Origin of the sequence: Halobacillus litoralis, assembly GCF_004101865.1 — a bacterium.
GTDB lineage: Bacteria > Bacillota > Bacilli > Bacillales > Halobacillaceae > Halobacillus > Halobacillus litoralis_A.
The window spans coordinates 4,065,517-4,081,814 of sequence record NZ_CP026118.1 but is presented as its reverse complement, the minus strand read 5'-3'; the positions used below and the strand labels follow the sequence as shown (position 1 = coordinate 4,081,814).

The window sequence follows — 16,298 nt, the reverse complement described above, 5'->3', positions numbered from 1 at the left end:
GATAGTAGTATCGATTTACGGTTTCATTATCTAATAAGAGAGACTTATCGCTTATTTTTATTATTATTCAGTCAGAAGTCTCTCTTCGTTAAAAGTGTATAAATCAGTAACTGATTGCGGCTTTTCTTAAGAATTAACGGACTTTGATTGCAACATGACCAAAGGAAATTATTCTCTCTTTCTATACTATTGACTTCCAAATACATGGCCACTAGAATTCATTCTAGTATTTTCATTAACATGAATTGGAGTGTTGTCATGAGTCGCTTGAGAAATTTATCAGTACTGTTGGTCGCCTCGATAGTTTTAGGCGTAGCCTTCAACCTGTTTTTAATACCTAATGAAGTTTTAACTGGTGGGGTAACCGGTCTGGCTATGGTGTTCGGAATACTTACTCCTATAAATTCTGGTATTTGGTTAGTGCTTCTTAATGCCCCGATCTTTATTATCGGGTGGATGAAGCTAGGAAAAGAGTTTATTGGGAATAGCGTATTTTCTGTAGTCATAACCTCCATCACGATGCAATATCTCCCAGTCACTCAAGTAACAGAGGATGCATTGTTAGCATGTGTATTTGGAGGAGCCATTGCCGGTGGAGCTATCGGTCTTATCATCAGGTTTTACGGATCCGGTGGTGGAGCTGATATTATTGGGCTGCTACTAACGTTGAAGCGTGATATCCCGTTAGGTGTATTAATTTTCGCTATAAATAGTGTTGTGGTTTTTATATCCGGCTTTATTTTTTCATGGGAATTAGCTTTGTACACCATGATATCCATTTATATTACGGGAATAGTTATCGACCGTGTCCATACCCGGCACGTGAAGCTTAGCTTAATGGTTGTATCCAATCGTGGGGAAGAAGTGAAAACGGAGCTGCTGGATAATTTAATACGTGGCATCACTGTCATGCACGGTCAAGGCGGGTATTCAAACACAGAACGAAAAGTGCTCTATACAGTCATTACACGTTATGAGCTGGCGTTAGTTAAATCACTTATTACAAGTATTGATCCCAAAGCATTTGTCAGTGTCAGTGAAACTGTAGAAGTAGTAGGAAATTTCAGAAGGTAAATATAAACTTTAAATATGCCTGACCCCCGCTGCATTATCGCTTTAGCAGAGTCGGGGTCAGGCATTTTCCCTTAGTCGATGTTACTCACCATTGTCGCTTATTCCTACCTACTCATTTTTATCGTCTTTTAACTTCATGCACAAACCTTCTGATAACTCTTTAATATATACTATTATTTAATTTCCTTCTTCTTTTGTTTTAAAAATCCAACCGTCTTACAGGAATGATTAATAGTACTGATTAAATAAAGAAACCAGCTATCTTCACATCAACCAATTTAACATTGTATCGCTCATTATAGACATATCTGCCAATTTACTTTCACCATTTCCAATTGGTGCTTCTACTTTAATCCATTTCAGTAATATTAAAAGCAGTATAACCTCCTAATAATTGGGCAAAATACCATCTGATCTTATATATAAGGTGGTTGATTAAAATATTTAAATACTACATAAAGCAATGGAAAAAAATACAGCGGTTCAAGTACTGGTCATTATCAGAGAAGGCAATATTCATTGGAATTTCAAACTTGCTTTATTTTTGTGTTGTTTGTCTATTTCCTACTAATGAAATAATATACTTTTCATTCCTTCTTTTCTTTCTTTATTCAGTTATTTACTTAGCTTTTTTAGTCATTAAAATAATTTTGAATATATACAAAAACTTATTCTATAACAGCAATCAATTGAATGCTTTAATTGAAGATATCGATTCAATGAGTGGTATTCAGTTTGAGACCGTCCTTTCTCACTTATTTAGAAGTGAAGGATATGATGTAAAACCAACTCCTAAGTCTGGTGATTATGGAGCAGACCTTGTCTTAAGAAAAGGATCAGATGTCATTGTAGTCCAAGCGAAAAGGTACTCTGACTATATAGGTATATCAGCCGTAAATGAAATAATTGGTGCTTCAGGGTATTATAAAGCCAATAAGAAGTGGGTAATAACCAATCAATTCTATACGAATGCAGCAATTATCCAGGCACATAAAAACAAAGTGAAGTTGCTAGACCGTGATGATCTTATCCTTATGTTAAGACATTACAATAAAAACTCTGGTAAAAGAAAACCTATACTTAAAGATATCTCAAAATAAAAAAACCAATCTATGGCGTTAGATTGGGCATCCTATTATTTATAAACATTGTTCGCTAATATTATATTTTTGTTAAAAGTGCCTGACCCCCACTGCATTATTATTTTAGCAGAGTGGGGGTCAGGCACTTTCACGATGAGAGAGCGTTACGGGTTACACCAGTAAAACTCATGGCCACGATCATATATGGTAGTGGCTCACTTATGGCACGAGTGGATCAATTCCCTGTCCGAAGTGGATCAAAAAGATGGCAGAGGTGGATCTAACCTTTGTCCTTCTTCAAATACCAACGCCATTGGCAGTTGATCAATAAATAAGAGCCTGCTATGCATATAATCGTTAGACGGAAGTCCCACCTTATTTCCGATCTGATGACATCATCTTTCATTCGTGCCATCTTAAGCTAGTTTACAGAATTGTGAATCAAAAAGCCCGTCACAGAGACGGACTTTTTGATTGCGTTTTATTTGTTAAAGGTAAAGCGAACACCTTTAAACAAGCGATGATACCTAAAATCAAGAAGATTAATTTATAGGCGGCATTGGCTAAAATCCAACCGAAAACCGCACGACCGATGATGGCGCCAATATTTAGAATGATGATACAAATGCTGAACCCTTGTGCGGGAATATTCGAAAACGGTTGTCATCCAGAGCCTGATCAGATCAAATTCCATTTAAATCATGGACATAACTAGCCAGAAATAACCGAAAAAGGTTTAGAACATACGGAGGGAAAGATACGTAACATTTCCGAGTCGTCCATGTGAACAATTGTCTTCCTCATTGCGGATCACCTTATCTTTGAAAGCGTTTTCTTCTAGTGCTAAGATTAAGGCAACAAAAGTCATCTGATGACTTTATCATTTTTGGTATGCAAGAAGGTATGCTGCCTTGATGTTGGATCAAAAGCAGCAAGGCAGACACGACTACTAACAAGGTACGTAGAGGAAAAAAACGCCAAGTCTGTGTAAAAATACGTTTCCTCCACTGCCTGTTAAATTATAAGAAGGAGGAAGAGCATGAATCATAACCACACAACGACCGACGTGGTCCTTATCGGTGCTGGCGTCGTGAGCGCGACCCTGGCTACGCTTCTAAATAAATTACAGCCGGATTGGCATATCACTTTATACGAGCAGCTCGACTCCGCTGGACAAGAAAGTTCAAATGAATGGAATAATGCTGGAACCGGACACGCGGCTCTCTGCGAGCTGAACTATACCCCTGTACAACCGGACGGCACCATTAACATCAGCCGGGCTGTGGAAATTAATGAACAATTCCAGATTTCCAAACAGCTATGGTCGTATCTTGTCGAGCAGGGCGACCTTAAAAGTCCCGAGGAGTTCATCCGCCCCTTGCCTCATATAAGCTTTGTTTACGGAGAAAATCATGTGGAATTTTTGAAAAAGCGGTTTGATGCTCTGACTAACCACCCTCAATTTCAGGGCATGGAGTTTTCCGATGATCCAGAACAAATAAAGGAATGGATTCCTTTAATGATGGAAGGCCGTTCCTCCGAAGAGCCGATAGCGGCAACGAAGGTCGATCATGGAACAGATGTTAATTTTGGAGAATTGACCCGACAAATGCTGAACCACTTAGAGAATCAGAAAAATGTAGAAATCCGCTACAATCATTCAGTAAATGATGTTAAACAAAGGAAAGACGGAGCTTGGGAAGTAAAGGTACAGAACCTTGAAAAAGGAACGCTCGAGGAGCATTCGGCTTCCTTCGCCTTTATCGGTGCCGGGGGCAATGCCCTTCCATTACTTCAAAAAACAGGCATCCCCGAAAGCAAACACATAGGAGGGTTTCCGATCAGCGGACAGTTTCTCGTCTGTGACAATCCAGAAGTGGTTCAACAGCATCATTCCAAAGTATATGGAAAGGAACCAGCAGGCACGCCGCCTATGACCGTTCCGCATCTGGACCGTCGCCATATTGATGGAAGAACCACGCTGTTGTACGGACCTTTCGCCGGGTTTACGCCAAAATTTTTGAAAACCGGTTCTCCGATGGATCTGCTTGGATCGGTCAAGCCAACGAATGTTTTAACGATGCTCGCAGCCGGCGCAAAGAATACATCCCTGCTCAAATACTTGGCCCAGCAGCTCACCATGTCCAAAGAGGACCGTATGAAAGAGCTTCGGCATTTTGTTCCGAACGCCTCAAGTGAAGACTGGGACCTGCACGTAGCAGGGCAGCGCGTGCAATTGATTGAAGATACAGATGACGGCGGACGGGGCGCGCTCCAGTTTGGAACCAAATTGATTCACGCTGAAGACTGTTCCATGGCGGCGCTTCTTGGCGAATCGCCAGGCGCTTCCGTGTCCGTATCGATCATGCTCGAGGTCTTACACAAGTGCTTTCCTGAGTATGTTAAAGCTTGGGAACCGAAGCTGAAAGAAATCATTCCTTCCTACGGCGAGTCGCTGGAGAATCATCCTGAACTGCTAGATAGGGTTCATGTTTCTACCTCACGTACCCTTGGTTTCATGGAACCTGCAAGATAATCAAACCAACCCCACCAGAATGAAAAAACAACGAAGCATCGATGCGACATGTGGCGCACGATGCTTCGTTGTTTTTGTTGTCTGAGCTTTGACCTTTAAGAGCTATTTGAAAATACTAAGAAAGTAAGATAGCTCGCTCGCTATTATCATGAATAGAAGGATATCATCAAACTTGAGAAAAATTTCTGATTTCACAGACTCAACAGGTTAGTTTTTCTAATCCTCCTCACGAAGATATTTGCTTCCTTTAGAAACAAAACCTTCCATAATTTCTTTTGGTACCAAACATCCTCCTGTTGCCCAAACTAAATGAGTGGCATTACTAAACCTAGAGTCATACATGCGGCTTAACTGCTTTTGAATATCAATGGAAGCAGGACCATACATGCCTGCAAGTGCTGAGGGCTCGAGGGATATGCCTTCTGAGTTATGCAAAAGGGCTAATAGCTTGTACAAGTTTTCATCGTTGATCGTGTAAATGCCGTTCACCATGTTTTCTACCAGCCGGCCAGCTAAAGCGGATGGTCGTCCAACTGCTAATCCATCAGCTTCCGTCTTATTATCAAGCCCGATATCCTGAACAGAAATGTCCTCATGTTTTCCTGTGGCAAGACCAAGCATCATGCAAGGAGAGCTGGTCGGCTCTGCAAAATAACAGTGCACATGATCCCCGAAAACATACTTCAGTCCATAAGTGATACCAGCAGGGCCACCTCCTACACCGCATGGTAAATAAACCACAAGGGGATGATCTGCATCAACCGTGATATTCTCTTTTTTTAATTGCTCATTGAGCCGCAAAGCAGCCACTGCATAGCCCATAAATAAATCCTTTGAATTTTCGTCATCAATAAAATAACAGTTACTTTCTTCCTGACACTGTCTTCGTCCTTCAGTTACGGCAAAAGAAAAATCCTTATCATGCTCAACCACCACTACACCTTTATCCCTGAGTAACTGTTTCTTCCATTCTTTCGCTTCAACGGACATATGAACCGTTACCTGAAACCCTAAAACTGCACTCATTATGCCTATACTCAAAGCCAGATTGCCTGTTGATCCTACAGCGATCGAAAAGTTAGAAAAAAACTGCTTGAATTCGGGATGAGCTAACTTGGAATAGTCGTCGTCTTTTGTAAGTTTTCCATGTTTTATTGCCAGCTCTTCCGCGTATTTTAAAACTTCATAAATACCTCCTCTCGCTTTTATGGACCCAGCTATCGGAAGCTCATGGTCACACTTTAAATACAAATTGCCAGGAATGGATTGCTGGAATCGCTTTTCCAATATCTGCTGCATAGAAGGTATGCCACGAATTGGGGATTCAATGATTCCGCTCATTTTCCTGGTTTCTGGAAATACTTTAGCTAAATATGGAGTGAATCTCTGAAGAAGCCTTTCTGCTTCATGAAGGTCTTCGATAGGAATGGCTAGATTATCTTCAAGCGTGTGATAAGGTTTAAGTGATGCATTAGACCAAAACGTTTCTTTCTTGTTTTTTAACAGGTTAATCAATTCTTCCTCGCTGCTATGATTACTTTTAGACACCATCATATCCTCCTTAGTTGATGTAAAATTAAGACACCCGAACTTACAGGACATTTCACATACTTAAAATTCATGCAGTTACATTATACCGGGGATATCAGCTTTGGGTTTTATTGGAATACCCCATCATCCAGGCAGCCAAATGTTTTCATATCCATTCTGAATAGAATAATCATATAGATGAACCATTTTTGCTTCTTTATAATTCATCAAGTGTTGATTCTGAGTGACAATATTCTGGTGTGCCAATAAAACTTCATTTCTCTCGACGACCAAGCTAAGATAATCACGAACCGGCAACTTACATTTTTAGATGTGTTACAGTGACTGCATGTTAAGACGAGATTCCATAACTGATCCAACTGCACAAATGACCATGGAATGAAATGATCTACATGAGTTTTAGTCTGTCCATTATTTAGGGATTTCCCACAATAGAAACACCTATTTTCAAAATATTGAAGCAGCACTCGTTCAAACGGCTTTAAAGTAGAACGCTTCGCAATACTTTCTACCTTTTCCAGCAAGTAATTAATGTGCGGAACATCGTTCAATTTCTCTATCATTTTAGCCATATGGTAATTCACGAGATCTACGATTAAGAGCTGGTATTTCCTCATGAATGTCAAAACAGCCCTGTTAAACTGAAACCTTTCTTCTTTATGGTCAAATGCATAAAAGGAACCTTGTGTATCTCCATAAAGAGCTCCAAATACGTTTGTTTTCATAACTGCTTTTATTCTTGTGGTTGCCTTCACTTGGATAATGGCATCAAGTTTATCAAAGGTGATATCTTTTGGAATACCTTCTTCTTGTTGAATTCCAATCAGTCGATTCACAACTGCTAATCCGCTTGTTCCCTGCTCTAATCCATGATGTATAACAAGGTTCCAATAAATTTTTGCAAAAGAATAAGCAAGCTGATCATAAGTTACCATTTCTTTATCATCCACTTGATACAAATTTTCAATCATAGCCTTCAATAAACCATATTTATAAGTTGCAGACTTCTTCGACTTTGTAGTTAAAATGGTTGTGAAGGTTCTCCAAATTTGCTCTTCCGTTAAATAGAGGGCCTGGAGTTCTCCCACACGCAACTTGTGACTCATAAATTACTCCTTGTCTTTCTAATATAATTCTCCTATGTATTAATCTTCGACATGTAGTAAAAACACCTTCTCGTCGAATGCTCCCCTTTTCTCCACTTTTTCCTTACGTACTTTTTCCACTGCTTCTATAGAAGAACCGTGCTGCCTCGCAAGAGCCTTCATTAACTCAAGGACATCTGCTAACTCCTCTACGGCATCTTCATCACTTTCTGCTTCCAGATACTCGTTCACTTCTTCCTGAAGTTTTGTTCTCAGCTTTTTATTGTATTCTTCATCTGAAAGTATTTGAGTTTCTAGGGCTTTCCCTTGCTTTTCAATAATTTGTGGGATAAGATCACGTACTAATTTATTATATGTAGGTATATTAGAGCCCCCTTCATTTGATAAGTATATTTTACCAATGATAGATTATCATGGAAAGGAGACTATATAAGCCGCCAACCTTTCTATCCCACTTTGGTTTATGACCAAGAGGTTCCTTCTGTATATCTATGATTTTTGGTATTATAGTGATAAAGAGAAATGAAAAAGGAGCATATTATGTCCAACTACAATGTCAATAATAGTACGGTCAATGCTTTACTAGGATGGATAGAAGAAGATATCGTTGCGATACCTGAAATCCAAAGGCCGTTTGTATGGAAATCATCAAAAGTTCGTGATTTATTAGACTCGCTGTATAAAGATTATCCCATAGGTTATATCATCACATGGCAAAACCCAGATGCCAGATTAAAGGACGGTAGTATATCACATGGCAAAAGAATTCTAATTGATGGCCAACAACGTGTAACAGCACTTATGGCAGCTATTTCTGGTAAGGAAGTTCTCAATAAGAAGTTTCAAAACAGACGTATTAAAATAGCATTTCATCCTTTTGAAGAAAAATTCGAGGTGCAAAATAATGCAATATTAAAAGATAAGAAGTGGATACCTGATATTTCCAAGGTATTTAATAACACCTTCAGTCAGTTTAATTTCATCAATACATATTGTCAGGAAAATCCTGAAATGAATCCAGATAAACTAAATGCAATACTTCAACGGTTAATAAATATTAAACACAGCACTCTCGGGATCATTGAATTAAATCATACTCTTGATATCGAAACCGTAACAGAAATATTCATCAGAATAAATTCAGCTGGTGTGAGTTTAAGTCAAGCTGATTTTGCCATGTCAAAAATCTCTGTTAATGATGTTTATAAAGGTCCAATCATTCGTAAAACCGTCGATTATTTTTCACATTTAATCAAAAGTCCGGCTATTTATGATGATATTAAAAAAAATGACAGTGAATTTGCTGGCTCTGATCCTTTCCATAAAATTAAGTGGGTTAAAGATTATAATACAAACATTTACGAACCGAGTTATTCTGATGTATTACGGGTGGCATTTACGTTTAAATTTTTGCGTGGACGGTTGTCAAACTTAGTAAGTTTGCTGTCTGGTCGTGATTTTGAAACAAGAGAATACAAAGAAGACATCATTGAAAATTCTTTTAGGGATTTGAGTGATGGGGTCATCAAATTTGTGGATGAAACAAACTTTAAACGATTTATCATGATTTTAAAGTCTACCGGAATTATAGATTCCAAATTGATCAGATCTCAGAACAGCCTTAACTTTGCCTATGCTTTATTCTTACTCTTAAGAGAACGTGGCTTTAATTCCTCTGATATAAATCATTCTGTACGAAAGTGGCTCGTTATTTCAATATTGACAGAGAGATATTCAAGTTCACCTGAATCAATGTTTGACTTTGATATTAAACGGTTCGCCAATGCTGATAACCCGAATGATTATATCACCTCTATTGAGAACGGGGAATTGTCAGATGCTTATTGGGAAAACACTTTCATGGACAACCTGGAAACATCTGTTGCAAGCAGTCCTTATTTCAATCTTTATCTCATGGCACAGATTTATGACAACGATTATGCATTTTTATCAAAGTCAATACGAGTCCAACAATTAATTGAAGAACGTGGTGATGTCCATCATGTTTTCCCTAAAAAATATTTGCAAAATAATGGCTATAATAACCGTCGTCATTATAATCAAATCGCGAACTATGTCTACACTGAACAGGCGGTTAATTTATCTATCAAGGACCAGGCACCTGGAAAGTACATGGATATAGTTAGAAAACAAATTTCAAATAATCAGTTTGTAATTGGAGAAATTAATGATGAAACATTACTAAAAGAAAATATGAAGATGAATTGTGTTCCTGAATCAGTATTTGCGATGACTGCCAATAATTTTGATGAGTTTCTAGTAGAGAGAAGACGGATGATGATGGAAAAAATTCGTAGGTTCTATGAGAAGTTGTAGAAAGCATACCAGTACCTAATTTACTTCCCGGCATCTGTATAAATAATTATGTGATTTATAAAGTTTGCTAATATAAGCGTTTCTCACCTAAGGAGAAGGTTCTGCTCAACTAGATAATAATCTCACAAGAAGACCTATGCCGAAAGAAGATTTGACAGACTTCTGAGGCATAGGTTTTTACTCTAATATTCGTTTAAAATTCATGGCGAAGTAAATAAACCCACTGGAAGAAAAAAAGAATCACACATAATTGAAGGAACTTAAAGATCGAGTGGTTACCGTTGGAAAACGATTCAAAATATTATGTTTTATCGATTTAAGTCTTTATACATAAAAAGCAATAGCCTTAACAGCTAGTGCTTTTTCCCATTATATCTCGAAGTTCTTACATAACATAAGCTTCACTAAATCGAATCCATCAAGTAACAGCAATGAATTGTTCTTAATTTCTTTACAACAATCCTTAGCATCTCTAGTAAATGAAGAAGTGGTAATAAAGATTCCTTTGTTGCCACCTTTGGAATCAATTGAACCTGAAAATCGTTGGATGTATTCAACGCTACACTGTTTTGATTCCACCGCCTAGCCTGAATGTATAATTTGTCTAACCCTAAGGGATCTAATTCAATATAGCCATCCAGTCCCCAGTCATTTGTTTTCCTAACATTACTCTTTACGTTTTCTTTAGTTTGTCCATATCCAAGGTGAAATAAAAGACTTAACATTTCTCTCTTAAAAATCTTCAGAGGATAAATCACGCAATTTTAAAAGATAGTCTAAATACTTGGGTTCATTGACATGATTGAGTTTAGCTATTTTATTCGAAACTTTATTTCTGCTTTTCTCAATGAATTGTTTATAGCCTGAGTAGTATTATGGAGTGCAATTACGAATTAGCTTGGAGCATCGATCTTGATTTCGTTCGTTGCTTTTTAATTAAATAATATATTTTTTGACGCGCTAGCCTTTTCAATGTGCTTCTTTAAAAACAATTCATCTTCTAATTAGATTTATCAAATTTTAGAAACCAATTGAAAAAGATATGACCACAATTACTATTGCAAATATTAGCCTTCCTTCTGCCAATCGTAATACTATCCCTCAAACTTCTGCTTCACCCTCCCTTTTTTTAAGTCATGTTTGTGTGCAATGTTTCCCAAGGAGGAATAAGCATAGGGTGCTACGTTTTTTTTGGGGAATTTTCCGATTCATACATCGTGAAACAGTCTCTTGAACGAATGCTGACACAAGCTTTAACCACTGCCGTTTATTCCACCCACTGAATAAACGGCAATATAGTCGAATGAATCCGATTCTTCAACCATTTGAAGCATAGCTTTTCTTTCATGGTACTTACTACCGCATATCCCTTCATCAACATATATATTTATTAGTTCCAGTTCATGAAGTTCAAACCACTTTTGTATGGCTTTCTTTTGTTCATCAAGGGAAACCCTTCAACCTGCTTTTGGGTTGAAACACGGCTATAACCTGCAATTCTTAGGCCCTCATTCATCTCTACCACTTCCTTTTCAGATATAGCAAAGGGGCAGAAAGGTTTTATTAGCCCCGTTCCATCAACTCTAGGTTCTATTACTGTATTCATAATGTCTTTCAGTTCCTTCTGTCTTACATGAATAGGTATCTTTCAGAACCTTAACAATTTTAAATTCTTTGCCTTTATCGGAACCCCATGTGCATCTTACACGGTCACCTTTTTATCAACGTTGTACCCAAACTCTAACATGGTGAATGTATATCTTAAACATTTTAAAAAGGAGAAACTTCAACTATTTTAAAGACATAAAAAAAGAGTAATTCCAGTAACGGAACCAATAAACTTTTTACATCTTTTTGGAATCACCATTAAGAAACCCTAACTAAGACTTTTTACCATCAATATAACAATTAATAGTTTCATTGGATTTATATGTTAAAATAGTACAGTAGAATTTCATTAAGTAAGAAAACTGAATGGAAGCAATATGGTTTTATCTGGAAGGGTGATTTTTGTGAGTAAAACATTATATTTTTCAAAAGTGAATATTAACTCCCATATTTTACGTGTGTATGAGGATAAAAAAGAGTTTGAACGGGTTATAAAAGAACTATATGTAAAAATTAAAGATGATGTGGAATACGTGAGTGAAGCAATACAAATGGATGACGAGGGAAATCCATACACTCATAAGGAAATTTATAAATTTAAGTCTATTGAGAAGTATAAAGATGAACTAGATTTCACAATAACAGGCAAGGTCTTTAAAACAATGACAATTTTTATAGGTGAAGAAAATGGAGAGACTGGAGAAATCAAAAAGATTCCCGCCGAACATACGGAAGGAATTGAATTTTACTATGACTTATATAAAGAAATAATAACCTTTAATACAACTAGCAGGTTTGGTTACGTTAAATTTAATGATGTATTTAAAAAATTGCTTAATAAATGTATGTCTACAAAGAATGAAAGATATTACTTTGAAGTATCATTATTAAGAGAAGGTCTAAATGTAAACGAAATAAAAAAACAGTTGAAATCAATAGGTGAACTAGAAACCTTAAGAATAGAAATAATGCCTCCCAATCCAGATGACGAACTGCTTGATAGCATACAAAGCAATGGTGAAGAATATTTAGATAGTTATAAAGATGGTAATGTAACACAAAGAAGTATATTGTTTACCTCAAGGGCACCTGAAGGCTTAAACGTAGATTCAAGTATGATTGACAATGAGATTGAACAATTAGACAAAATCCACTCAAAATTATCTAGTGATGAAGCCACACTAAAAGGTTATGTAAATGTAGAAGCAACAAACAAAAGCGGAAGGTTTTATACAACCAACGATAGTAAACCTGTTAAAGATAAAATAGAAAAACCTTCAGGCTTACTTGATTTTGCTAAAGAATGTCGAAGCAAAATAAATGCACTTGTTAGCAACATATTGTAGGAGGACATGATGAAAACTAGAATTCTTGATAGATTTTCTACAAACAATAAGTGGAAAGATTATATAAATATACGTTCATTTGAATGTAAAGCTTCCCTTATCATATCAATTCTTATTGTTTTTGCTTTTTACCAATTTGATATGTATGGGTCTTTTGATACTTACGTTAAAGTTTTACAAGATATAACCCTTAATATAATCCAAGCTTTAATTGCTTTGTTAGGTATTATCATAGCAGGCGTAGCAATAATTTTTAGTGCACTGAACAAAGAAGTATTGGCTACCATTAAAAAAATCAATCCGAATGCTTCTATTCAAACGATATTCATTAGCTTTGAATTTTTAGCATTCAATATTGGTATTGGAATAATGATATTCCTTTTGCTTCACTTCTCTTTATATACTACCTTTGAGTTGGTTCCTGAAATTGTGTTTTATATTCTTTTGTCCTTTTTCCTATACTTCTTCACGTTTATTATTTTTTATGCGATTAGTTTAATCAGTAACATTATAAGATTGTTTTTCATTACTGACAATTATAGCAACATTAACGAGTATGAAAATATCGTACATTATGAGGCAAATGAAATTAGAATAGACTTTATTTTGAATTCTATAATGAAAGATAGAATATCTAAAGAGGAATTCATAAAGCAGTTGCTTGAATTTGCTGAACAAAGTAATTCTCCTAATAAAAAGGAAGTTAAAAAATACTTAAATGATTACTACTCCTAATATAGAATGTTATTTAGAAAAACTTATAAGGGATTGATGGGGTTGTTTGATGTTCAGGAGTTAACGGAAATTGAAAAAAAGATAATCTTAAAAATTGGGGACAATGTTAACGTTCCGACTTTTCATGACCCTTTTTTTAAAATGAAAATAAGAAAAGATATTTATGATAAATATTTTTCTGATGAAATTAGTTATGAAGAATTTAATCAGGTTATGAAGGGGCTATTCTACAAAGGATTAATCACGTTTGTTCCAGCATCAATTACAATTTTAGATAATATATCTGGCACAGAAGGAACAAAAGTACGTTTTGAAAGAAGTTATAAGTTAGAAGAGGAATGGAAATCTAATGGTATTGTACGCCTGACAAAAGGAAATGAGAGAACTGTTCCAGGAGAAGATGTTTACAACTTTCTCATCCAAGAAAATTTAAATGAAAAATATAAAGAAATAAATGAGAAGCTAGAAGAAAATCAAAGAGTTGTAAAAAGGATAGAAAGTTTTGAAAAAAATTAGACAATATAACCAATCAATATCTAGGTGCTATGGGGATTTTCATTGCAATATTCACTTTAATTATAGGAAATTCTAGTATTATTCCACTAATCAAAAATCTAGACTTTTCTGCGAAGGTATTTATGTTATTAGCCACAAACGGTACCATATTGTTCTGTATATGTTTCTTACTGTTGTTAACCCGTATCTTTTTTATGAATATGAGATTTAAATGGTCGCACTTCTTATTTTTTTTAATACCTATTTTATTAGTTGTCACTGCATTTATAAGTCAATATGTTCATATTTAAAAGCATTTAATACATGGCCCCCCTTATATCAAGGTTGTGCTTTTTTTGTTACCTATACCGCTGCCCCACCTCTCTGTTTTAATAAATTTCAAGTATTTGATAATTATGCCCTCCCTTCTTACCTAAAAAGGGCTAGGGTATGTATATGCTTAAGCATAAAAAATAAGCCCCCTTTTCATATGGAGTACCTGCTGTATTTAGCAAGCGAAAAATGTATGAAATGGCAATCAATAATGAATGCCACTCGCCACCTCGATTTTCATTGATGCAATAATTAGCTGGTTCTCACCTCTTATCATGTTCCACTTATGGTCTCTTCAGAGCAACCTTACATAGAAAAAACGCATTTTATTTCGGTAACTTGATTTCAAGGTATCTTTTTATACCTCCGCCTCTCCCTATAAGGGGTTACAGACAAGATATTGGCAACCTTAAATGACCGGACAGTCTCACGTGTATAACAATAAGCGATGACAGTTTCCTCTTTGATCGACACGATTCGGTTGCCCCTCTGTGATATTTTCCCTTTGTCATCCATGTAGATGAGCTCCAGTTTCTGCTTCTCCTCTAGAGCCCTTCTTAATACTCCATTCATTTAATATTGGATTCTGATAAAAACGCCTTCCGCACCACTATGATAAAGTAGTAATGGAGTGAAGGCGGGCACTTTCACTAAGGATTTAATTCTTGCTGGTCATAGAAGGGGTTGATCGCTTTAATATAGTTCATAAGGGTTCCTATTTTCTAAATATAATAAAAAAACACTTCTCTCGTATCTACAGTCGAAAGAAGTGCCCTTTTGGTATCACAAATATGAACATATATTTTATTTTTTCAAAAAGAGGTATCTTCGGCTGATCGTTCTAGTTCAATACCTTAATAAACACGACTTTTAAATAGTTGAATTCAGGGAAGTTGTGCGGGACTGTGAAATCCTCTGGCAGCTGGTGCTCTTCCACAATCTCGTAGCGCTTGTTCATCTCTTTAAAGGCTTTATCGATAAATGTTTTGAACTTCTTCATGTTAAAGCTGGCAGTATTGGTAGAAGCAACTATCAACCCGCCATCACTTGTAATCTTCAGCGTATTTTTGACGAGCTTCGTATAGTCCTTGGACGTACTGAATGTCTTCTTCTTCGTACGGGCAAAGCTTGGGGGATCGAGTACAACGACATCGAACTTCAATGCATGACGTTCCGCATACCTGAAGTAATCAAAGACATTCATCACTTTGATATCCTGTGATTCGTAATCAATGCCGTTCACCGCAAATTGTTCGATCGTTTTAGGTAAGCTGCGTTTCGCTAAATCGACACTCGTCGTTTCCGTCGCCCCACCAAGAGCGGCTGAGACAGAAAACGCGCCTGTGTAAGAAAAAGTGTTCAAGACAGTTTTTCCTTCAGAATAGCGATCGCGTAAAGCTTTTCGGACATTCCGTTGATCCAGGAAGATACCGCTCATGGCCCCATCATTTAAATCAACCGCATAGCTCATCCCATTTTCCGAAACGATTAGCGGGAACTCACCTTTTTCACCAGACACATAATCATCCTGGTCCACATATTGACCATTCTTATCAAAGCGCAGCTTCTCATAAACGCCACGCGGATCAGCGGTGTCATTCAATGCCTGGTAAATCTCTTCACGGAACGAATAAATCCCTTCACTGTACCAGTTCACGACATAAAAGCCAGCGAAGAATTCAATCGTCAATCCACCGATGCCATCTCCAGCACCGTTGAACACACGAAATGCAGTCGTATCTTCCGTTGCATAAAACTTCGCCCGTTTCTCGACGGCTTCACGAACTCTTTTCGCAAAAAACGTCTGATCGATCTTCTCTTTTTCTTTACGACTCAACACCCAGCCGATTCCTTTGTTCTGAATGCCGTAATACCCTGTGGCAATGTAGTTGTTACTACTGTCGACTAATTGTACAAGACTGCCTTCTTCGATCTTCTCTTCGTCGTTCTCGATGGCATCTTTGGAAATCAACGGGTAGCCGTTGGTTATATCTTTGACGGATTTTGGTTTTACTTTTAGTTTTGCTGTATATCTCATATTGTCATCCCTTGCTATTGTTTGGTCGTATTGTTCATTGTAACATCAAACCTCATT

At 36.8% G+C, this 16,298-nt stretch carries 13 protein-coding genes and 1 pseudogene; 7 read left to right on the top strand and 7 right to left on the bottom strand.

Annotation, left to right across the window (positions count from 1 at the left end):
- Window positions 1–258: 258 nt before the first annotated feature.
- The 3 genes from HLI_RS20310 to mqo all read left to right on the top strand — a co-directional run bounded on the left by HLI_RS20310 (window position 259) and on the right by mqo (window position 4,692).
- On the top strand, window positions 259–1,074 hold the full coding sequence (locus HLI_RS20310; protein ID WP_128526711.1) for a YitT family protein: 816 nt from the start codon (window positions 259–261) through the stop codon (window positions 1,072–1,074).
- A 431-nt stretch (window positions 1,075–1,505) separates the two neighbouring features.
- Window positions 1,506–2,174: a restriction endonuclease gene (locus HLI_RS20305; RefSeq protein WP_128526710.1), complete on the top strand. Its 669-nt coding sequence runs from the start codon at window positions 1,506–1,508 to the stop codon at window positions 2,172–2,174.
- Window positions 2,175–3,195: 1,021 nt separating this feature from the next.
- Complete coding sequence (gene mqo, locus HLI_RS20300; protein WP_128526709.1) at window positions 3,196–4,692, top strand: malate dehydrogenase (quinone); 1,497 nt, start codon at window positions 3,196–3,198, stop codon at window positions 4,690–4,692.
- A 216-nt stretch (window positions 4,693–4,908) separates the two neighbouring features.
- Here mqo and HLI_RS20295 read toward each other — a convergent pair whose 3' ends face one another.
- The 3 genes from HLI_RS20295 to HLI_RS20285 all read right to left on the bottom strand — a co-directional run bounded on the left by HLI_RS20295 (window position 4,909) and on the right by HLI_RS20285 (window position 7,634).
- The gene (locus HLI_RS20295) at window positions 4,909–6,243 is read right to left on the bottom strand and encodes a D-serine ammonia-lyase (RefSeq protein ID WP_128526708.1); all 1,335 of its coding nucleotides are present in this window, start codon (window positions 6,241–6,243) and stop codon (window positions 4,909–4,911) included.
- Window positions 6,244–6,449: 206 nt separating this feature from the next.
- Window positions 6,450–7,349, bottom strand: a complete 900-nt coding sequence (locus HLI_RS20290; RefSeq protein WP_241655901.1) for an HNH endonuclease — start codon at window positions 7,347–7,349, stop codon at window positions 6,450–6,452.
- Between the two features lie 39 nt (window positions 7,350–7,388).
- A complete protein-coding gene (locus HLI_RS20285) occupies window positions 7,389–7,634 on the bottom strand; it encodes a nucleoside triphosphate pyrophosphohydrolase (protein ID WP_431357407.1) in 246 nt (81 codons plus the stop codon).
- A 255-nt stretch (window positions 7,635–7,889) separates the two neighbouring features.
- Here HLI_RS20285 and HLI_RS20280 point away from each other — a divergent pair, with 255 nt between their 5' ends.
- Window positions 7,890–9,686, top strand: a complete 1,797-nt coding sequence (locus tag HLI_RS20280) for a GmrSD restriction endonuclease domain-containing protein (RefSeq protein ID WP_128526706.1) — start codon at window positions 7,890–7,892, stop codon at window positions 9,684–9,686.
- 369 nt (window positions 9,687–10,055) lie between these two features.
- On the opposite strand, the pseudogene HLI_RS22305 reads toward HLI_RS20280, so the two are convergent.
- The 3 genes and pseudogenes from HLI_RS22305 to HLI_RS20265 all read right to left on the bottom strand — a co-directional run bounded on the left by HLI_RS22305 (window position 10,056) and on the right by HLI_RS20265 (window position 11,292).
- Window positions 10,056–10,411 (bottom strand): annotated as a pseudogene (locus HLI_RS22305) (restriction endonuclease).
- Window positions 10,412–10,939: 528 nt separating this feature from the next.
- Window positions 10,940–11,077, bottom strand: coding sequence for a recombinase family protein (locus HLI_RS22300; RefSeq protein ID WP_431357406.1), 138 nt, complete (start codon window positions 11,075–11,077; stop codon window positions 10,940–10,942).
- A complete protein-coding gene (locus tag HLI_RS20265) occupies window positions 11,077–11,292 on the bottom strand; it encodes a hypothetical protein (RefSeq protein ID WP_128526704.1) in 216 nt (71 codons plus the stop codon). The genes HLI_RS22300 and HLI_RS20265 overlap by 1 nt, the downstream gene beginning before the upstream one ends.
- A gap of 406 nt (window positions 11,293–11,698) precedes the next feature.
- On the opposite strand from HLI_RS20265, the gene HLI_RS20260 reads away from it, so the two are divergent.
- Genes HLI_RS20260 through HLI_RS20250 form a run of 3 tightly spaced genes read left to right on the top strand, consistent with a single transcriptional unit; the run spans window position 11,699 to window position 13,891 of the window.
- Complete coding sequence (locus tag HLI_RS20260; RefSeq protein WP_128526703.1) at window positions 11,699–12,640, top strand: DUF4747 family protein; 942 nt, start codon at window positions 11,699–11,701, stop codon at window positions 12,638–12,640.
- A 9-nt stretch (window positions 12,641–12,649) separates the two neighbouring features.
- Window positions 12,650–13,375: a hypothetical protein gene (locus HLI_RS20255; protein WP_128526702.1), complete on the top strand. Its 726-nt coding sequence runs from the start codon at window positions 12,650–12,652 to the stop codon at window positions 13,373–13,375.
- Window positions 13,376–13,417: 42 nt separating this feature from the next.
- Entirely contained in the window at window positions 13,418–13,891 is a 474-nt protein-coding gene (locus tag HLI_RS20250; RefSeq protein WP_128526701.1) for a hypothetical protein, read from the top strand.
- A 1,153-nt stretch (window positions 13,892–15,044) separates the two neighbouring features.
- Here HLI_RS20250 and HLI_RS20240 read toward each other — a convergent pair.
- Window positions 15,045–16,241, bottom strand: a complete 1,197-nt coding sequence (locus HLI_RS20240; RefSeq protein ID WP_128526699.1) for a class I SAM-dependent rRNA methyltransferase — start codon at window positions 16,239–16,241, stop codon at window positions 15,045–15,047.
- Between the last annotated feature and the right edge of the window lie 57 nt (window positions 16,242–16,298).